The organism is Flavobacterium glucosi, from assembly GCF_048286535.1.
Taxonomy (GTDB): Bacteria; Bacteroidota; Bacteroidia; order Flavobacteriales; family Flavobacteriaceae; genus Flavobacterium.
Genome location: NZ_JBLVPK010000001.1, coordinates 492,815 through 513,315, shown reverse-complemented (window position 1 = coordinate 513,315; position 20,501 = coordinate 492,815). Strand labels below are relative to the sequence as shown.

Annotated in this window: 19 protein-coding genes and 4 tRNA genes; 1 reads left to right on the top strand and 22 read right to left on the bottom strand. The window is 34.4% G+C overall.

The genetic code is table 11. The annotated features are described in order from the left end of the window. Positions 1-140 precede the first annotated feature (140 nt). The 17 genes from rpoB to ACNQGD_RS02380 all read right to left on the bottom strand — a co-directional run bounded on the left by rpoB (position 141) and on the right by ACNQGD_RS02380 (position 12,742). Positions 141-3,953 (bottom strand): DNA-directed RNA polymerase subunit beta, encoded by a 3,813-nt coding sequence (gene rpoB, locus ACNQGD_RS02460; protein ID WP_282710498.1) that lies wholly within the window; start codon positions 3,951-3,953, stop codon positions 141-143. Positions 3,954-4,227: 274 nt separating this feature from the next. Next, a complete protein-coding gene (gene rplL / locus ACNQGD_RS02455) occupies positions 4,228-4,596 on the bottom strand; it encodes a 50S ribosomal protein L7/L12 (RefSeq protein WP_417992579.1) in 369 nt (122 codons plus the stop codon). A gap of 89 nt (positions 4,597-4,685) precedes the next feature. Beyond that, positions 4,686-5,198 carry a 50S ribosomal protein L10 gene (rplJ, locus tag ACNQGD_RS02450; protein WP_417998171.1) on the bottom strand — a complete coding sequence of 171 codons (513 nt, stop codon included), beginning with the start codon at positions 5,196-5,198 and terminating at the stop codon, positions 4,686-4,688. Between the two features lie 22 nt (positions 5,199-5,220). Then, positions 5,221-5,910 (bottom strand): 50S ribosomal protein L1, encoded by a 690-nt coding sequence (gene rplA, locus ACNQGD_RS02445; protein WP_416844033.1) that lies wholly within the window; start codon positions 5,908-5,910, stop codon positions 5,221-5,223. A gap of 13 nt (positions 5,911-5,923) precedes the next feature. After that, a complete protein-coding gene (gene rplK / locus ACNQGD_RS02440; RefSeq protein ID WP_417997666.1) occupies positions 5,924-6,361 on the bottom strand; it encodes a 50S ribosomal protein L11 in 438 nt (145 codons plus the stop codon). Between the two features lie 68 nt (positions 6,362-6,429). Then, positions 6,430-6,981: a transcription termination/antitermination protein NusG gene (gene nusG, locus ACNQGD_RS02435; protein WP_126455879.1), complete on the bottom strand. Its 552-nt coding sequence runs from the start codon at positions 6,979-6,981 to the stop codon at positions 6,430-6,432. Between the two features lie 11 nt (positions 6,982-6,992). After that, the gene (gene secE, locus ACNQGD_RS02430; protein WP_066082297.1) at positions 6,993-7,190 is read right to left on the bottom strand and encodes a preprotein translocase subunit SecE; all 198 of its coding nucleotides are present in this window, start codon (positions 7,188-7,190) and stop codon (positions 6,993-6,995) included. 16 nt (positions 7,191-7,206) lie between these two features. Then, positions 7,207-7,277 (bottom strand) — tRNA-Trp (locus ACNQGD_RS02425). 58 nt (positions 7,278-7,335) lie between these two features. Further along, positions 7,336-8,523, bottom strand: coding sequence for an elongation factor Tu (tuf, locus tag ACNQGD_RS02420; protein WP_131992146.1), 1,188 nt, complete (start codon positions 8,521-8,523; stop codon positions 7,336-7,338). A gap of 54 nt (positions 8,524-8,577) precedes the next feature. Continuing rightward, positions 8,578-8,649, bottom strand: a tRNA-Thr gene (locus ACNQGD_RS02415). Between the two features lie 102 nt (positions 8,650-8,751). After that, positions 8,752-8,832: transfer RNA gene (locus ACNQGD_RS02410), tRNA-Tyr, on the bottom strand. A gap of 33 nt (positions 8,833-8,865) precedes the next feature. Next, positions 8,866-8,939, bottom strand: a tRNA-Thr gene (locus tag ACNQGD_RS02405). A gap of 90 nt (positions 8,940-9,029) precedes the next feature. Continuing rightward, a complete protein-coding gene (hpf, locus tag ACNQGD_RS02400) occupies positions 9,030-9,332 on the bottom strand; it encodes a ribosome hibernation-promoting factor, HPF/YfiA family (protein ID WP_417992576.1) in 303 nt (100 codons plus the stop codon). A gap of 36 nt (positions 9,333-9,368) precedes the next feature. After that, positions 9,369-10,265 carry a tyrosine-type recombinase/integrase gene (locus ACNQGD_RS02395; RefSeq protein WP_417998170.1) on the bottom strand — a complete coding sequence of 299 codons (897 nt, stop codon included), beginning with the start codon at positions 10,263-10,265 and terminating at the stop codon, positions 9,369-9,371. A 70-nt stretch (positions 10,266-10,335) separates the two neighbouring features. After that, positions 10,336-10,530, bottom strand: coding sequence for a 30S ribosomal protein S21 (gene rpsU / locus ACNQGD_RS02390; protein ID WP_035670421.1), 195 nt, complete (start codon positions 10,528-10,530; stop codon positions 10,336-10,338). A gap of 260 nt (positions 10,531-10,790) precedes the next feature. Further along, a complete protein-coding gene (locus tag ACNQGD_RS02385) occupies positions 10,791-11,933 on the bottom strand; it encodes an acyl-CoA dehydrogenase family protein (protein WP_417997664.1) in 1,143 nt (380 codons plus the stop codon). 17 nt (positions 11,934-11,950) lie between these two features. Continuing rightward, a complete protein-coding gene (locus ACNQGD_RS02380) occupies positions 11,951-12,742 on the bottom strand; it encodes a ComEA family DNA-binding protein (RefSeq protein WP_417998169.1) in 792 nt (263 codons plus the stop codon). A gap of 373 nt (positions 12,743-13,115) precedes the next feature. Here ACNQGD_RS02380 and ACNQGD_RS02375 point away from each other — a divergent pair, with 373 nt between their 5' ends. After that, a complete protein-coding gene (locus ACNQGD_RS02375) occupies positions 13,116-14,594 on the top strand; it encodes an amino acid permease (RefSeq protein WP_417992572.1) in 1,479 nt (492 codons plus the stop codon). 74 nt (positions 14,595-14,668) lie between these two features. On the opposite strand, the gene ACNQGD_RS02370 is transcribed toward ACNQGD_RS02375, so the two are convergent. The 5 genes from ACNQGD_RS02370 to ACNQGD_RS02350 form a co-directional block, all read right to left on the bottom strand. Continuing rightward, positions 14,669-14,896, bottom strand: coding sequence for a PspC domain-containing protein (locus ACNQGD_RS02370; protein ID WP_417992571.1), 228 nt, complete (start codon positions 14,894-14,896; stop codon positions 14,669-14,671). 97 nt (positions 14,897-14,993) lie between these two features. Continuing rightward, the gene (locus ACNQGD_RS02365) at positions 14,994-16,265 is read right to left on the bottom strand and encodes a DUF2851 family protein (RefSeq protein WP_417998168.1); all 1,272 of its coding nucleotides are present in this window, start codon (positions 16,263-16,265) and stop codon (positions 14,994-14,996) included. 75 nt (positions 16,266-16,340) lie between these two features. Further along, positions 16,341-16,823 carry a 3'-5' exonuclease gene (locus tag ACNQGD_RS02360; RefSeq protein ID WP_417997661.1) on the bottom strand — a complete coding sequence of 161 codons (483 nt, stop codon included), beginning with the start codon at positions 16,821-16,823 and terminating at the stop codon, positions 16,341-16,343. Between the two features lie 100 nt (positions 16,824-16,923). After that, entirely contained in the window at positions 16,924-18,285 is a 1,362-nt protein-coding gene (locus ACNQGD_RS02355) for a pyridoxal-phosphate dependent enzyme (protein ID WP_417992568.1), read from the bottom strand. Between the two features lie 207 nt (positions 18,286-18,492). Further along, positions 18,493-20,451, bottom strand: a complete 1,959-nt coding sequence (locus ACNQGD_RS02350; RefSeq protein ID WP_417998167.1) for a putative porin — start codon at positions 20,449-20,451, stop codon at positions 18,493-18,495. Between the last annotated feature and the right edge of the window lie 50 nt (positions 20,452-20,501).

The following is a 20,501-nucleotide window of genomic DNA, read 5'->3' as shown; positions in this document are numbered from 1 at the left end:
ACCTATAAGCTTTTCATAAAAAATCGGAACGGGTTACGGGTATAAATCCTAAAAACTCTTTTAAAAAAGTGTTCAGTATTCAGAATTTAGTGTTCAGTTTATCACTGGTTACTAAATACTGAACACTGAATACTAAACTTCTATTCTTCTAAACGAATGTCAAGTCCAAGACCTTTCAATTCATGCATTAATACATTGAATGATTCCGGCAATCCTGGTTCTGGCATAGATTCACCTTTAACGATTGCTTCGTAAGTTTTAGCTCTACCGATAACATCATCAGACTTCACAGTCAAGATTTCTCTAAGTGTACTTGATGCTCCATAAGCTTCAAGTGCCCAAACCTCCATCTCTCCAAAACGTTGACCTCCAAATTGAGCTTTACCTCCTAGTGGTTGTTGTGTAATCAGCGAGTATGGACCTATAGAACGTGCGTGCATTTTATCGTCAACCATGTGCCCAAGTTTCAACATGTAGATAACTCCTACTGTTGCCGCTTGATGGAAACGCTCTCCTGTACCACCATCATATAAATGTGTATGTCCAAAACGTGGTATTCCAGCTTCGTCAGTCAATTCATTGATTTGATCAAGAGTTGCTCCATCAAAAATTGGTGTAGCAAATTTTCTACCCAAGTTTTGTCCCGCCCAACCAAGAACCGTTTCATAAATTTGACCAATGTTCATACGTGAAGGTACACCTAATGGGTTCAACACGATATCAACTGGCGTTCCGTCTTCAAGGAAAGGCATATCTTCATGACGAACGATACGAGCAACAATACCCTTGTTACCGTGACGTCCAGCCATTTTATCCCCAACTTTCAGTTTACGTTTTTTGGCAATATATACTTTCGCTAATTTCAAGATTCCTGCTGGCAATTCATCTCCAACAGTGATAGTGAATTTCTCTCTACGTAAAGCCCCTTGTAAATCGTTCAATTTAATTTTATAGTTATGAATTAAATCATTAACCATTTTATTAGTTGCATCATCAGCAACCCATTGACCTTTACTTAAGTGAGCAAAATCTTCAACAGCATAAAGCATTTTTTGCGTGTATTTTTTACCTTTTGGTAAAACTTCTTCACCCAAATCATTCATTACACCTTGAGATGTTTTTCCGTTTACGATCAAGAAAAGTTTTTCCACTAATTTGTCTTTTAATTCAACAAATTTAACTTCAAACTCCATTTCAAGTGCTCCTAGAGCATCTTTATCCTGCGTACGTTTACGTTTATCTTTTACTGCTCTTGCGAACAATTTTTTGTCTAAAACAACACCATGTAAAGAAGGAGACGCTTTTAATGAAGCATCTTTTACATCACCTGCTTTATCCCCGAAGATTGCACGAAGCAATTTCTCTTCCGGAGTAGGATCTGATTCCCCTTTTGGAGTAATTTTTCCGATAAGAATGTCACCAGGCTTAACCTCGGCTCCAATTCTAATCATACCATTTTCATCTAAATCTTTAGTAGCTTCCTCAGAAACGTTCGGTATGTCGTTCGTTAATTCTTCGTTACCTAATTTAGTATCTCTAACTTCTAATGAATAATCATCAACGTGAATAGAGGTAAAAATATCGTCACGAACTACTTTTTCAGAAATTACAATCGCATCCTCGAAGTTGTACCCTTTCCATGGCATAAATGCAACTTTTAGGTTTCTACCTAAAGCTAATTCACCATTTTGAGTCGCATATCCTTCAGATAATACTTGTCCAGGAACCACTCTATCCCCTTTTCTTACGATAGGTTTTAGATTGATACTTGTACCTTGATTGGTTTTTCTAAATTTAATTAGATTGTATGTTTTTTCATCTGGCTCAAAACTTACCATTCTTTCTTCCTCAGAACGGTCGTATTTGATAGTGATGATATTTGCATCTACATATTCAATAACTCCATCTCCTTCAGCGTTAATTAAAACTCTAGAATCAGAAGCAACTTGACGCTCTAAACCAGTTCCAACAATTGGAGCTTCAGGACGAATTAATGGTACGGCCTGACGCATCATGTTAGATCCCATCAAGGCTCTATTCGCATCATCATGTTCTAAGAAAGGAATTAAAGAAGCAGAGATAGAAGCAATTTGATTTGGAGCTACATCAGTGTAATCAACTTTTGTTGGTTCAATTACTGGGAAATCACCTTCTTGACGTGCAATTACGTCTTCGGCAGTAATTTTTCCTGTAGCATCCATTTGAATATTTGCCTGAGCAATCATCATTCCTTCTTCTTCTTCTGCGCTCAAGTACACTGGAGTAGACACTAAATCTACAGTTCCATTAGTTACTTTACGGTACGGTGTTTCGATGAAACCCATTCCGTTTACTTTAGCATAAACACCAAGAGATGAAATCAAACCAATGTTTGGTCCCTCAGGAGTTTCAATTGGACATAAACGTCCGTAATGCGTATAGTGAACGTCACGTACCTCAAAACCTGCTCTTTCTCTCGAAAGTCCACCTGGTCCTAGTGCAGATAATCTTCTCTTGTGCGTAATCTCGGCAAGTGGATTCGTTTGATCCATAAACTGAGACAACTGGTTTGTTCCAAAGAAAGAGTTGATAACAGAGGATAATGTTTTAGCATTAATCAAATCTATTGGTGTAAACACCTCGTTATCTCTAACGTTCATTCTCTCACGAATAGTTCTCGCCATACGCGCTAAACCAACACCGAATTGTTGAGACAATTGTTCTCCAACTGTTCTAACACGACGGTTTGATAAGTGATCAATATCATCAATCTCTGCTTTAGAGTTGATCAATTCGATCAAATATTTCACGATAGTTATGATATCTTCTTTGGTCAAGACTTGCTTTTCCATTGGAGTATCCAACCCTAATTTTTTATTTATTCTGTAACGACCTACTTCACCTAAGTTGTAACGTTGATCAGAGAAAAATAATTTATCAATGATCCCACGAGCCGTTTCTTCATCAGGCGGTTCAGCGTTACGCAGTTGTCTGTAGATGTGCTCAACAGCCTCTTTTTCAGAGTTTGTTGGATCTTTTTGTAGCGTATTGTGAATGATTGCATAATCACCTTGATTCGCATCTTCTTTATGCAACAAAATAGATTTAACGTTAGAATCAATGATTTCTTCCACATTATCTTTGTCGATAATAGTATCTCTGTCAAGGATTATTTCGTTACGTTCGATAGAAACTACTTCACCAGTATCTTCATCTACGAAATCTTCATGCCATGTATTCAATACACGGGCAGCTAATTTTCTACCAATATATTTTTTAAGTCCTGTTTTAGAAACTTTAATTTCTTCAGCAAGATCAAAAATTTCTAGAATATCTTTATCTCTTTCAAAACCAATTGCTCTAAAAAGAGTGGTAACTGGTAATTTTTTCTTTCTGTCGATATAAGCATACATTACGCTGTTAATATCTGTAGAAAATTCTATCCAAGAACCTTTAAAAGGAATAACTCTCGCAGAATATAATTTTGTTCCATTTGCATGGAATGATTGACCAAAGAAAACACCAGGAGATCTATGCAATTGAGAAACAACTACACGCTCAGCACCATTAATAACAAAGGTACCGCTTGGTGTCATATAAGGAATTGTACCAAGATAAACGTCTTGAACAATAGTTTCAAAATCTTCATGTTCTGGATCTGTACAGTATAGTTTTAACCTTGCTTTTAAAGGCACACTATAAGTAAGACCTCTTTCTATACATTCTTGAATTGTATAACGTGGTGGATCTACAAAATAATCAAGAAATTCCAATACAAAGTTATTTCTTGTATCAGTAATTGGGAAGTTTTCCATGAAGGTATTGTAAAGCCCTTCGTCGCCTCTTTCGTCAGATTTAGTTTCTAATTGAAAAAAATCTTTAAACGATTTAACCTGAACATCTAGAAAATCTGGATAATCAGGAATATTTTTTGTTGAGGCAAAATTCAATCTTTCAGTCTGATTTGTTATCATCAATGGACAAAATTTTGATTAAAAAAGTAATTTTTGTGTACAAATATTGATCTATTTATACTTTTCTTTTACAACCATTACATCTTTAAAAACCAATTTAAGATAACTACTTTCTTATTATCTGTTAATTTTTTTTCCTCGTAATGGGTAAAATGAATTTGTTTTTAAAGACTATTCTGTAATTATACAAGGTAGACTTTTGTTATACGAAAAATGGTTTAGGTCTTTGGATGTGCATCCAAGACCTAAACCTAATTCTCAAAACCGAGTTTAACTATTTAAGCTCAACAACAGCTCCAGCTTCTTCTAAAGATTTTTTAAGACCTTCAGCCTCTTCTTTAGTTACACCTTCTTTAACGTTACTTGGAGCGCTATCAACTACATCTTTAGCTTCTTTCAAACCTAAACCTGTAAGTTCTTTAACTAATTTTACAACTGCTAATTTAGAAGAACCAGCTTCTTTTAATACAACTGTAAATTCCGTTTGAACTTCTTCAGCAGCAGCTTCACCACCACCTGAAACTACTACAGCTGCAGCAGCTGGTTCGATTCCGTACTCATCTTTTAATATTGTTGCTAATTCGTTAACTTCTTTTACCGTTAGGTTAACTAATTGTTCTGCGAATTGTTTCAAATCTGCCATTTTTTCTATCGTTTTAAAATGATTTGTAAAATATAATTTATTTATTGTGCGCTAATTAAAATAAAGCCAAGACCCTAGAGTCGGTTTTATTATGCTTCCACTTCTTCTGTAACCTCTTCGCTTTTTGCAAATTGGTTTTGAAGAGCTGAAATGACTCTTTGTGCTGGTGACTGCAATAATCCAATAAGTTCGCCGATAAGCTCTTCTTTAGATTTAATAGTTGCTAATGCATCTAATTGATCGTCTCCAATATAAACTTCAGCATTAATATAAGCTCCCTTTAATACAGGTTTAGCTGATTTTTTTCTGAAATCTTTGATTATTTTACCAGGAGCGTTTGCTATCTCAGAAATGAATATAGCACTATTACCTGTCAAAACTGAAGGCAATTCCCCATAATCATTAGCTGAAGCTTCCATTGCTTTTGCAAGCAAAGTATTTTTAACAACTTCTAATTTTATACCTGCTTTAAAGCAAGCTCTTCTCAAGCTTGAAGTTGCTTCTGCATTCATTCCAGAAATATCAGATACATAAACAATGTTTGTACCAGCTAACTGTGCAGTTAAAACTTCAATCGCGATTGATTTTTCTTCTCTAGTCATACTAAAAATTTTTAACTACCAATTATACTGCTTTAGGGTCCAAAGCAATTGCAGGACTCATAGTGCTAGTTAGGTAAATACTTTTAATGTAAGTCCCTTTAGCCGCAGTTGGTTTAAGTTTGATTAATGTTTGAATAATTTCGTGAGCATTGTCAACAATTTGTTCCATTCCAAAAGAAACTTTACCAATTCCTGCATGCACTATACCAGTTTTATCAACTTTAAAGTCAATTTTACCAGCTTTTACCTCTTGAACAGCTTTTGCAACATCCATAGTTACAGTACCTGTTTTAGGGTTAGGCATTAAACCTCTAGGTCCTAAAATACGACCTAATGGACCTAATTTACCCATAACAGAAGGCATAGTGATAATTACATCAACATCTGTCCAACCGTCTTTAATTTTTTGTAAGTAATCGTCAAGACCTACATAGTCAGCACCAGCTGCCAAAGCTTCCGCCTCTTTATCTGGAGTAACTAATGCTAATACTTTAACATCTTTACCAGTTCCATGAGGTAATGTTACCACACCTCTAACCATTTGATTCGCTTTTCTTGGATCTACACCCAATCGAACTGCGATATCAACAGACTCATCAAATTTTGCAGAAGCAATTACTTTTATCAATGCAGCTGCATCTTTTAAAGAGTATAATTTGTTCTTTTCAATTTTTGAAGCAGCCTCTTTTTGCTTTTTTGTCAATTTTGCCATGTCTTTCTCTTAATTAAAAAGGAGAATCTCCTGATACAGTTATACCCATAGATCTAGCTGTTCCAGCAATCATACTCATAGCAGAATTGATTGTGAATGCATTTAAATCTACCATTTTATCTTCAGCAATTGCTTTGATAACATCCCAAGTAACGCTAGCTACTTTTTTACGATTTGGTTCACCAGATCCTGACTTTAGCTTTGCAGCTTCCAATAACTGGACTGCCGCCGGAGGAGTTTTTACAACAAAATCAAATGATTTGTCTTTATACACAGTAATTTGTACTGGGCATATTTTGCCGGGTTTATCTTGAGTTCTAGCATTAAATTGCTTACAGAATTCCATGATGTTTACCCCAGCAGCTCCTAAAGCAGGTCCAACCGGTGGCGACGGGTTCGCAGCACCTCCCTTAACTTGTAGTTTAACTACCTTACTAATTTCTTTAGCCATTTTTTAAAAAATTTAACACTACAATCATTGGAAGCGATTGTAATGGATATTATAGATGTAACAAAAAATTATACTTTTTCAACTTGCATAAAACTCAATTCCAACGGTGTTTTTCTTCCGAAAATCTTAACCATCACCTCCAGCTTACGTTTTTCTTCATTAATTTTTTCAACCGTACCGTTAAAACCATTGAAAGGTCCATCAACAACCTTAATAGTCTCACCAATATTGAAAGGAATAGAACGAGTATCTGTATTCACAGCCAACTCATCTACTTTACCTAACATTCTGTTAACTTCAGAAATTCTCAATGGGACAGGTTCTCCACCTTTGATTTCACCTAAAAAACCAATAACACTTGTTATAGACTTAATAATATGAGGTATCTCTCCAATAAGATTAGCTTCAATCATAACATAACCAGGAAAATAAACTTTGTCTTTGATTATTTTTTTTCCCTCTTTTACTGTAACTACTTTTTCAGTAGGCACTAAAACTTGCGAAACATAATCTCCCATTCCTAGTCGCGCGATTTCGGTTTCAATATAAGCTTTCACTTTATTTTCTTGCCCACTTACCGCTCTAACGACATACCACTTCTTAATATTATTATCTGCCATAACAAAAAAAATTATGCTTTTATCCAGTTAAAAAATCCAGCCAAAGCTTTTGCGAAAATTTCATCTACTCCCCAAGTTGCCAAAGCGAATAATACTGAAAAAACAGCAACAACAATCGTTAGACGTTGCACCTCAGGCCAAGCTGGCCAAGTTACATTTGACTTTAATTCCTCAAATGCTTCTGATATGTAATTAACAACTTTTGTCATTATGATTTATTTTTTGCACGGGCGGAGGGATTCGAACCCCCATCAACGGTTTTGGAGACCGCTATTCTACCCTTGAACTACGCCCGTAGAATAAAAAATAGCGTCATCGTTAAACGACACTATTTTTTGAATTTATCTTAGTAGACTATCCTACAATTTCAGTTACTTGACCAGCACCTACTGTTCTACCACCTTCACGGATAGCGAAACGTAAACCAACGCTCATTGCGATTGGGCTCAACAAAGCAACATTAATAGTTAAGTTATCTCCTGGCATTACCATCTCTACACCTTCTGGTAAAGTAATAACTCCTGTTACGTCAGTTGTACGTACATAGAACTGTGGACGGTAGTTATTATGAAATGGTGTATGACGACCACCTTCTTCTTTTTTCAAGATATAAACCTCTGCTTTAAAAGTAGCATGTGGTTTAACCGAACCCGGCTTAATGATAACCATTCCTCTTTTGATAGATTCTTTATCAACACCACGCAACAATAAACCTACGTTATCTCCTGCTTCACCTCTATCAAGGATTTTACGGAACATCTCAACTCCTGTAATAGTAGAAGTCAATTTTTCAGCTCCCATTCCAATGATTTCAACAGCATCCCCTGTATTAGCAATACCAGTTTCGATACGACCTGTAGCAACAGTTCCACGACCAGTAATTGTAAATACATCTTCAACCGGCATCAAAAATGGTTTTGCCGTATCACGAATTGGTTCTTCAATCCATGAATCACAAGCAGCCATTAATTCAATGATTTTTGGTACCCAAGCTGGATCATTATTCAATCCTCCAAGAGCAGACCCTTGAATAACTGGACAATTGTCTCCATCATATTCATAGAAAGACAATAAGTCTCTAATTTCCATTTCAACAAGTTCCAATAGTTCCTCATCATCAACCATATCCACTTTATTCATGAATACTACCATTCTAGGAATACCTACTTGGCGACCTAAAAGGATATGCTCACGTGTTTGTGGCATTGGTCCGTCTGTAGCGGCTACAACAAGGATAGCACCGTCCATTTGAGCAGCACCAGTAACCATGTTCTTTACGTAATCCGCGTGACCTGGACAGTCAACGTGTGCGTAATGACGATTAGCAGTTTCGTACTCAACGTGAGATGTATTAATTGTAATACCTCTTTCTTTTTCTTCAGGAGCATTATCAATTTGATCAAATGATTTTGCTTGACAGTAACCTGCATCAGATAACACTTTTGTGATTGCTGCAGTTAATGTAGTTTTTCCGTGATCCACGTGCCCAATTGTACCAATGTTTAAGTGGGGCTTGTTACGGTTAAAGGTTTCTTTTGCCATTTTACTTAATTTTTAATCTAGTTTATATATTTATTTCAATTTCTTACTAACTTGAGCCAACTACGGGAATTGAACCCGTGACCTCTTCCTTACCAAGGAAGCACTCTACCTCTGAGCTAAGTCGGCAAAACCCTTGATTTTAGCCCCGATAGCTCTATCAGGATAGACTTCTAATTTTAGACTCTTCAAATCTAAAATCTGAAATTCACAATCTAAAATTCATCCTAGTGGGGAGAGCAGGATTCGAACCTGCGAAGTTCACACAGCAGATTTACAGTCTGCCCTCGTTGGCCGCTTGAGTATCTCCCCTACTTTTTCTATCGTCAAACCTTTACAGTCTTGAGCCGGCGGAGGGACTCGAACCCACGACCTGCTGATTACAAATCAGCTGCTCTAGCCAACTGAGCTACGCTGGCGAATCAATAAAAAAAGTCCGCTATTTCTAACGGACTGCAAATGTAGAGATTTTATCTCTCAATCAAAACATTTTTTAAAAAAAATTCATATTAAATGTGTGAACTTATTTTTTCTTTCCTTTTTACCAACATTCTCTCTAAGGATTCTGCTGAAAGCTCTACCGCCTCTTCAAAAGTTTTGCATTGCTTTTTTACCAAAAAATCATCTCCAGGAACATTGATCTTTATCTCCGCAATTTTATTTTCTTTATCACTTGTCTTTTCAACCTTCAAAAAAACATCTGCTGATACTACTTTGTCATAATACTTTTCCAATTTGTCCATTCTTTCTTGAACAAAATCCACTAGCTTTTTGTCAACAGCAAAGTTAACCGCATGAACACTTACCATCATAATCATTTTTTTTTAATAGTTAAACATTTCTCAAAACTACTTCCTGCCTCGTGGATGCGCCTCTTTATACACACTTTTTAATTCTGACAAACTACTGTGCGTATATATTTGCGTCGATGCCAGACTAGAATGACCCAATAATTCTTTGACAGAATTTAAATCCGCTCCATTATTTAACAAATGCGTTGCAAAAGTATGTCTCAATATATGGGGGCTCTTTTTTACTTTTTCAGATATACCACTAAAGTAAGAATTTATTAATCGATACACAAAGGAATCATTTAATTTTAACCCTTTTTTTGTTAGAAAAAAATAATCACAATCCTCAATAGACAATAAACACACTCGTTCTTCTAAGTACAAAATGAGCTGCTTTTTTATTATTGGCAAAACAGGAAGGATCCGCTCTTTATTTCGCTTTCCCAACACCTTGATTGTACCGCCGGACAAATCAACATTCGCTGTTTTTAAAAGTATCAATTCCGCCCTTCTCATCCCTGTAGTATAAAACAAATCGACTATAAGTTTATTTCTTATTTCCTCAAAACCCACTGGATTTTGCACATGACTCAATGCATCCTCAAGTTCTTTTTCAGAAAACGGAATTTGTAATATCTTAGGTGTTTTTAACGCTTTGTGCTTCAACAACGGACTTACTTCTATTTGCTTTGTTTTTAATAGAAATTTATAAAATGCTTTTAAGGAAGCAATTTTTCTATTAACCGAGGTGTTTGAAATATCATTATCAACAAGAGACACAATCCAAGTTCTAATTTGACTATAATTGACTTGTTCTATATTCTCTTGATCAAAATGAATCGCATTGAATGATTCGAAAGAAGTAATATCATTGCAATACGCCGTAACGGTATGTGAAGAATATTTTTTCTCCAACTGCAGATAATCCCGAAATGCATCTTTATTAATAGCCATAAAAAAACCGTTAGCATCAAAGTTATAAAACTTTTAATGACTAACGGCATTTTATTCTAATAGATATTGACTAACTCTCTAAGTTATCTCTCATATTTTGGATATAAGCCGCTTTTTGAATTTTGATTCTATTGGTAACTGAAGGCTTAATAAAAGCAGTACGTGCTCTTAATTGACGAACAGTTCCTGTTTTATCAAATTTTCTTTTGTAGCGTTTTAACGCTCTATCGATATTTTCTCCGTCTTTAATTGGTATAATTAACATAATATAGACACCCCCTTTCTTTAAGTGTGCAAAAGTAAACATTATTTTGAATTACGAGTCATGAATTATGGATTATTTTTGGGCGTGCCAGCGGATACCACTTTTACCATTCACAAAACACATCTCAATCCGCCGTCAGGCTGTCCGTTGCAAGTCCTCATTGCATTCCGGGCTTTCCGCTTCCATCCTTCACGCAAAAAAAGAGCCAAGCTGCAATTGAATACATCTTGACTATTTATACTATATTCAATTTTCAAAAACTATCCTTTCAACAAATTTCTGGAAATCACTATTTTTTGAATTTCAGTAGTCCCTTCTCCAATGGTACATAATTTAGAATCTCTGTAGAATTTCTCTACCGGATAATCTTTAATATATCCATAACCACCGTGAATTTGCACTGCTTCATTCGCTACTTTCACACAAACTTCAGAAGAATACATTTTAGCCATAGCGCCCATCGTGGTAACCGGCCTGTGTTGTTGCTTTAAGAAAGCCGCTTTGTGCAACAACAGTTCCGAAGCTTCAATCTCAGTTGCCATATCGGCTAACTTGAATGAAATTCCTTGAAACTCACAAATGGGTTGCCCAAACTGATGCCTTTCTTTTGAATATTTCAACGCTGCTTCATACGCTCCTTTGGCAATTCCTAACGATAATGCTCCAATGGATATTCTTCCTCCATCCAAGATTTTCATCGCTTGAATAAAACCTTGTCCTACTTCCCCTAATCTGTTTGCATCAGGAATACGACAATTATCAAAAATTAATTCAGCAGTTTCACTGGCACGCATGCCTAATTTATTTTCTTTTTTTCCAGAAGTAAAACCCTGCATTCCTTTTTCAAATACAAAAGCAGTCATTCCTTTCGAATCTCCTTTTTCACCCGTACGAACAATTACCACAGCGATATCTCCAGAAATAGCATGGGTAATGAAATTCTTAGCTCCATTTACAATCCAGAAATCTCCCTCTTTTTTTGCAGTGGTATTCATGCCGCCTGCATCTGATCCGGTATTATGCTCCGTCAAACCCCAAGCACCTATATGCTCCGCAGTGGCTAGTTTAGGAATCCATCTTTTCTTTTGTTCTTCGTTTCCAAAAGTCAAAATATGATTGGTACATAAAGAATTATGTGCCGCAACAGACAATCCTATGGATGGATCTACTTTTGATATTTCTTCTACAATAGTAATGTACTCATGGTATCCTAATCCAGAACCTCCAAGTTCTTCTGGCACTAAAACCCCCATAAAACCCATTTCGCCTAATTTTTTAAATAATGGCACAGGAAATGTTTGCGCTTCATCCCACTCCATTATGTTTGGTCGAATTTCTTTTTCAGCAAAATCTCTTATAGATTGCGCAATCATAGCTTGCGTTTCGTTGTAGTCAAAGTTCATTGTAATAGTGTTTTATTTTAAAAGTCCAAATATAAGTCAATTATTTTTGCTTTATCAACAGGAAATCCCTTAATTTTTGTTAAATCCTCAATGTTGTTAATATTTCCTTTCATGCTTCGATAAGTGACAATTTCTTTTGCCAATGCATATCTAAAATAATAAAACTGGGAAAGTTCTTTTAAAGAAGCATTATTAATATCTATTTTCTTAAAATTTGGAAGCACCAAAACTTTAAAATGAGTGTTTAAATTCTCCATAACTTCAGGAGACAATCCCCAAACATCTTTCATTTGCTCCATGGAAACAAACCCTCCTAAGTTTTCTTTTTGTTTTAAAATTCGTAAAGAAATAGCCTCCCCTATTCCATAAATTCTTATTAAATCTTCCTTTGTTGCCTGATTGATATCAATTAAAACAATTTTTTCTTTTTTGGCGAAAGCCTGATTTGGATATTTTTTAAATTCTTTATACTCTTTCTTATTATTTACCCAATCCGGAAATTTAAAATACGGAGCTATCGCATTTAACAATGAATCCGAAATTTTGGTTATGTTTTGAAACTCCTTTGAGGAATTAACGTATTTATTTTCTTTTCTAAAAACCAACAAACGATCGATTTCCTCCACTGACATTCCTAACTTGTATCCTTTATAATCCGTTATAAAATTAGGATTGAAAGGATATATTTTAGGGAAAGCTTTCGAATTATCAGTTTTCATAGAGTCAACTTTGGACTGAAGAGAAAGCCATTTTTGTTTATCAGGATATTCTTTTGCTTCAAAACTAAAGTCAGCAAAAAAATAAATCATTTGTAAAAGAATTATTATTGCGAACAACACAAAAATACCCGTGCGTTGCTCTCGAGTAAAATTGAAAAATGTTCGCACTAGTTTAAAATTCATTTATAATCAAGAATTAGTAGAGTAAATTAAGATTTCTAAATTTATAAATTAAATCAAGACCTATCACTTTCTAATGAAAAATATTCGAAAGAGTTAAAACTTATTTCAAAAACTAAGTAACATACAGTACAACTAGATTCAAAAAAAGTTTTTCTCAGACTAAACCCCAAATAAAGACAGTTAAATTACTTTTTTTATAACTTAAAATTCAATTATTGTTTTTATTTTTTATAAAAAACTATACATTTGGAGCTTAATAACAAACAAAACCATATAACCCATGTCAATTTGGAAAACTAAACCATTATCGGTACTGCTAAATGAAGCATCAGAATCTGAAAAAGGATTAAAAAGGACTTTGTCTTCACGTTCATTAGTAGCACTTGGAGTTGGAGCAATTATTGGAGCAGGATTATTTTCTTTAACAGGAATCGCAGCCGCAGATAATGCAGGACCTGCAGTAACTCTATCTTTCATCTTAGCAGGGGTAGGTTGTGCCTTTGCTGGATTGTGCTACGCTGAATTTGCATCTATGATCCCAGTAGCAGGAAGCGCCTACACATACTCTTATGCCACAATGGGAGAATTTGTTGCGTGGATTATTGGATGGGATTTAGTTCTTGAGTATGCTCTTGGAGCCGCAACAGTAGCAGTGAGCTGGTCTCAATACGTAGATAAATTCCTCGGCAATTATGGACTCCATATTCCCCAAGAGATACTCCATGGACCATGGGATGAGAAACCTGGATTCATTAATTTACCCGCCATATTAATTATTTCTGCCCTCTCTCTACTATTAATTAGAGGTACAAAAGAATCTGCTTTATTAAATAATATTTTGGTTATCCTAAAAGTAACTGTTGTTATTGTATTCATTGGTATAGGATGGGGTTTTATTGATGGAGCGAATCACACTCCATTTATTCCTGTAAATGAAGGTGAAGCTCTTTTGAGTTCAGGAAAAATGACATTTTTAAATTTCTTTAGTAGCGATTACTTTGGTCATTATGGTTGGAGTGGCATTCTAAGGGGTGCAGGAGTTGTGTTTTTTGCATTTATAGGATTTGACGCTGTTTCTACAGCTGCACAAGAGGCAAAAGATCCACAGAAAGGTATGCCAATTGGTATATTAGGGTCGCTGATAATTTGTACCGTTTTATATGTTCTTTTTGCTTTTGTTTTAACTGGTTTAGAAAACTACCTTAACTTTAAAGGTGACGCAAGCCCTGTAACTACAGCATTTGCTAAGACAGGTTACACATTCTTAAACTCAGCATTAACAATTGCGATTATTGCAGGATATACCTCTGTGATGTTAGTGATGTTGATGGGGCAAAGTAGGGTATTCTACAGTATGAGTATTGATGGATTATTACCTAAATTTTTCAGTACATTACATGCAACAAATAGAACACCATACAAAACAAACCTACTTTTCATGGTTTTTGTTAGTATATTTGCAGGATTTGTTCCTGTGTCAGACCTAGGTCACATGGTAAGTATAGGAACATTATTTGCGTTTGCTCTTGTATGTATTGGAGTTGTTGTAATGAGAAAAACTAATCCCGATGCAGTGAGAGGTTTTAGAGTACCATTTGTACCAGTATTTCCTATTCTAGGAGTTATCATCTGTCTAATCTTGATGGCTGGCTTACCGATTGAAAGTTGGGAAAGACTTGCAATTTGGATGATTATTGGAGTTGTTATATATTTTGCCTACGGAAAGAAAAAAAGCAAATTAAACAATCCAGACAAATAAAATTTCATTACAAATAAAAAAGGGATTATAAAGTGCTTCAATACTTTATAATCCCTTTTCTTATTTACATCATTTTACAAATCAAAAACCGAGGTACGTTTAGCACGAATTAAATCCTTCAAACGCATCCAAAAAGCTAACGTGAGATATACCGCAAACCACAATCCAGCGGTAGCAAAAGACAAATAGATAAAAAAAAGTCGCACACTACTGGCGCGCATTCCTAAAGTATCAGCTAAACGAGATGAAACGTGAAAACCGTGTTTCTCGAAAAAAAACTTAAGTTGAATTACTACTGACATCTTTTCATCATATTTGTTGAACTGATTATTCGTTTATTTGAAATAACAAATTTACAACATTAGAGCATGCCTAGTTAAAAAATCAAAAATAACTGAATTAATTTTTTTTCAACAATTCCATCCCTACAGCACATTCTAAGCACTTACTTTTATTACAATACGCATTCTTAAGTTGCAACAAAGACTGTGTTATAAAAGCAGTTTTTGATTGTATTCCAAAAGAAGTGAATTTTTCTATAATGGCATTTTTCTCAGGGGCAACTTCATTTAACAAACTAATTAAATCCTCTGATATTTCTTTTCCTTGACTTTTTGCAAAAGCAAATTGAATGGGAATTATAGTGTTTATAACAATCAAATCAATAAAAGATTTAGAAAGCCCCTTGTTTTTCTTCGGGCTTACTTTATCAAACTGATAATGGGTTTGCCAATACTCCGAAGCCGTAATTTGAAACAATTCATAAGTACTTTTCAATGAATTTAAGCTACTTATTTTCGAAAACAAATTGTGCTGACTGTGGTATAAATTAGCTAATTGCGAAAGTCGTATTGTTGGAAAATTATCAGGACGATGCTTGAAAAACTGGACTGGTTCCATACCAATTTTCTCTATCTGATATTTATGCAACAAGTAGAAATACCTAAATTTTAAATCTTTAAAATAATTATCTTCTTTTTCTGAATCCAATAATCCCGACGCTCCAAAAATCAAAGCTTCAAGGTTCTCCACTTCAAAACTTTCTTTTCTAATTATTGAAAAAGAAACAGACTGCGCCATTTTATAAAATATTTCACCGTTTGTATTTAACCCAAAATTTTTAGCTAACAAACAGAACAAAACTCCTTCCCAATCTTGATTGGTTTGTTCCAATAAATCAAATATAGGTTGAGATTTTCTTTCCAAACGTTCAAAAAACAAACGCTCTTGCCAGTTTTGCAGCACAAACTCATCAATATCTTTTAGCTGTTTTTCGCAAAAAATCCATGATTTTGGAGCCATTAAGGTCTGATAATTTACAACAGTCTCTTTTTCAACGTATTTTTTTAATTCTAAGACTGGAATTTCAGAATTGTCACCTCTAAAAACTGCACCATCGTGTTCCCAAACTACATGCAAAATAACATTTTCATACCCCACATCTTTTTCGTGATGATGCACATACCAATCGGAAGATTTAAGATGAATTTCAACATTTCCAGCCCATTTTTGAGTACCAATAACTATTTGAGCATTAAAAAAATCAGGACCTGCTAATTCAAGATATTGGCCCACATTGACAATTGTGACTTCCTCTTTGCTAACCGTTTTTAAATTCAGAATATCAAACTTCTTGAATTTCCAGAGGTAATGGAGAAAATCTTCTTTCATTTTTTTTAGATAATAGAGTATATACTTGGAGATAACAGACTTCTAAAATAAGAAAAAAACTAAAATGAAAGAAATTTATTTCAACATATATAATTTGGCACAAGCACGAGCATCAGATAATGCTTCATGGTGATTTAAAGCTATGTTCATTTCTCGGCAACAATCACTTAATTTTGTTGGTTTTAATCCTCTGGCTTTGTAGATTTTTACCGTGCATTCCCAACGCGATGCAATATTCAAATCCGCATAATCTAAACCATAAAGCGCCATTGATTTCGCAAGGACATTTCTATCAAAACTCTCATTATGAGCTACGACCACTCTATTTTGTAGTCGTTTTTGAATTTCAGGATACACTTGTGCAAATGATTTTGCATTCACCGTATCTCGTGGATATATCCCATGAACTTGAATTGTAAAGGGAGAATATAAATTATTAGGCGGTTTAATTAAACTAACAAACTCATCTACAATAATTCCGTTTTCTACAGTAACAATACCTACAGAACACGGATGGAATGCAGTTGCGGTTTCAAAATCTATGGCAGTAAAAGTCATATTACAGGTTTGTTTTAAATCTAAAAAGCCACAAATTTAACGAAAAAAAATGCGTCAAATTCATGGCTTTAAAAATTTTAATGTTTTGAATTATAAAATTTTACTTTATAGATCCAATGATATCATATTTGGTAATAATATGATGACTTCCATTTTCCAATTCAATCAAAACGGCTTCATTTTCTTTAGTAAACAATCGAGAAACTTCTTCTATTGAAGTTCCAAATTTTACTATTGGAAATGGTTTTCCCATAACTTCTTTAATCGGTTTATCAGCCACATCTTTATCGGCAACATAACTTTGGAACAAATCGGATTCATCGACGGAACCTACAAAACCTGTGACGTCAATTACCGGAATCTGGGATATCTTATATTTACGCATCCTTTCGATAGCATGCGAAACCAATTCTTCGGTACGAACAACAATCAATGGTTTATCGATATGATCCTTAATAACATCCTCGGCTTTTGTAATTTCTTCGTCCAGAAAACCACGTTCTCGCATCCAGTCATCATTGAACATTTTACCTACATAGCGGCTTCCTGAATCATGAAAAAGAACCACAACAACATCTTCAGGTTTGAAATGTTCTTTGAGTTGTAACAATCCTTTTATCGCTGCACCAGCAGAATTACCAACAAATATTCCTTCTTCAAGTGCAATTTTACGGGTATAAACCGCTGCGTCTTTATCCGTCACTTTTGTAAATCCGTCAATCAAAGAGAAATCAACATTTTTGGGAAGAATATCTTCTCCAATTCCTTCTGTGATGTACGAATAGATTTCATTTTCGTCAAAAATTCCTGTTTCGTGGTATTTTTTAAATACAGAACCATACGTATCAATTCCCCAAATTTTAATGTTTGGATTTTTCTCTTTCAAATATTTAGCCACACCAGAAATAGTTCCGCCAGTCCCTACACCAACTACAAAATGAGTGATTTTACCGCCAGTTTGCTCCCAAATTTCAGGACCCGTTTGTTCGTAATGCGCAATAGCATTTGAAGGATTATCGTATTGATTCACATACCAAGAGTTAGGTGTTTCCTCCGCTAATCGTCTAGAAACTGAATAATACGACCGTGGATCAGTCGGCTCGACATCCGTAGGACAAACTACTACTTTAGCGCCAACTGCACGAAGAATATCCATTTTTTCTTTAGACTGTTTATCTGAAATCACACAAATCAGTTTGTATCCTTTAATGATCGCTACTAATGCCAATCCCATTCCAGTATTTCCTGAAGTTCCTTCTATAATAGTACCTCCTGGTTTTAATCTTCCATCAGCTTCGGCATCTTCAATCATTTTTACTGCCATTCTATCCTTTACAGAATTTCCTGGGTTGAAAGTCTCTACCTTAGCAAGTACCAACGCATCTACTTCCGCAGTTACTCTATTCAGCTTTACTAATGGTGTATTGCCTATTGTACCTAATATATTTTCTGCGTAGCGCATTTTATTTTGAATTTAAGATTGTGATTTGTTGTAAATATTATTACAAAGATAGTATTTTGTTATAAAAATATTCTCGTTTACAAAATTTTGCGTTCGTGATAAAAGCGGCATCCTTTACTTGCTTCCTTTAAGCAAGGAAAGATATAGCGAATAGCACGGCAAACGCCCAAAAAAAGTGCATCAAAAGGCGAGACTATTTGACTTAAATTAATTAAAGAAGTTCCAAATTAATCCGAATCGAATCGTAAAATCACGCGATGGATTGTTAGGTGAAGAATAAAAATTATTACCGGTAAGTGAAGAGTTAAAATGCTCTGCTTTGAAATATATCCGAGTTCTCTGAATTTTTGCGTTTATAAAAAAATCAAAGTTTGGATGATTTCCAATTTGTTTATCGTTTTGCACAAAAAACTCTCCAATAACCGGATTGTAGTCACTTGCATAATATTTCGTAAAATAATTCAGCACAATTCCTGTTTGTAAAAACAAAGCATGTTTGAATAAATAATTGGAGTAATAAAACGTATTTCTTGTTACAATTTCAGGAACATTTAAAATTGCATCTTGCTGATCTACTTTTTGATATAAAATGGTATTGTCTAAGGCAAAATTTCCAAATTTCAATTCTCTACTTGCTTTTACTGACAAATAATTTATAGTCCCATCATATTGTGACGGAGCCACTATTTGTGTGTTTGCTAAGGCTTGCTCAGAACTTGAAACATCGTTAAAATACAAATGATCTTTTAAAACTGAAAATTGTAGTTCTGCATTTACCCATGGCGTACTTGCCTTAGTGCTAAATGAATTTATTTTTTCGTTTTTAAAATCATTTGACCAGTTGTACTCAACGTAACTACTTTGATGCAGATTGTAATTACTGTTTGGCAGTTTATTTATGTTCTGGTATTGAAATGAGAATTGGGTTTGATCATTAAAATCATAATCTAATTTAGCATCAAGATTTGATAAAGACTGTGCCGTTACTGATCTTGAGTATAAAAATTTACCATTCCATTTATTTTTACGATATTCATATTGACCGCCAACACTATTTATTTCCTGGCTAAATGAACTTGGAATCACATTTTGATTGTCAAAAATCAATATCTGATCGTAATAATAATTCGATCTAAAATCATCCGCAAAAAACTGGAATTTGCCCAGAGTAGTGTTCTCATAAACCAGTCCTACTCTATTGTACATTTTGTTATAACGCGTTTGATCATTTATATCACTATTTTTGAAAGACTCCCCAAATCTATATACAATTGTGCCTCCTACTGTTGACGGAACGGTAGCTTGATTGTATTCAAAAAATTTATTTTCATAATTAAACTGGTGGGTTAAATACAAATTATTATCTCCCTTTTCTGAATTTATTCTGAAGTTATGATCTAAGAATATTCTTTTTCCTTTAAGAAAGGACTTTGCATCTGAAAAATAAACTTCAAATCGTTGGCGATTATTATAGTTTGGATCTTCACTTTCGAAATCATTTATTGTGGTTATTCCTCCATTTTCCTCATTCAGAATATCTTGAAAAGTATAATGCGCTTTAGCAAAATAGCGCTTATTTTTGGTGTTAAAATTTGTCGTAAATCTAAAATTACCTGTGCTGGATAACTGATTAATATACTCCCCTTCTGAACGCAATCCTTTGTATGCAATAGAAAAATTAAGATTCTCAGAAGTATTCAAGGTGATAAATGCATCTACAGATTGCCCTTTTCTTACGGTAGTTTTAAAATACAACTCGGTTACCGGAGTAGCTACTGAGCTGTATTTTATTTGATTCGCTTCTAAAAAATTAAAATGTTTTGCTTTAAAACCAAATTCTGGATACGGTGAAAAATCAGTTAAACTATACTGCAATGTATTGTATGTTTGTCCATCATTTGCAAAAGGTAAAAGTCCAAAAATATCTTTTCGCAAATAGTTGTGACTGTATTCTTTTTGAATTGTTAAAGAAGTATCGATGTACGTTGTATCGTTATCGATTGTGATAAACCGATACATGTCAATGGTGGCGATTTTTTCGGTTTTCTTTTTAATAGAATCGGAACTGTTGTATTTACTATCATCTCTCATGTTTCCAATCTTTTTTTCTTGAGAACATAATAAAATTGGTAATGCTAAAAAATAAAACAAAAATAATATTCTCATTTGAAAGGAATCTAATTAGTCGATTTTTAAAAATAATCAAACAAAGATAT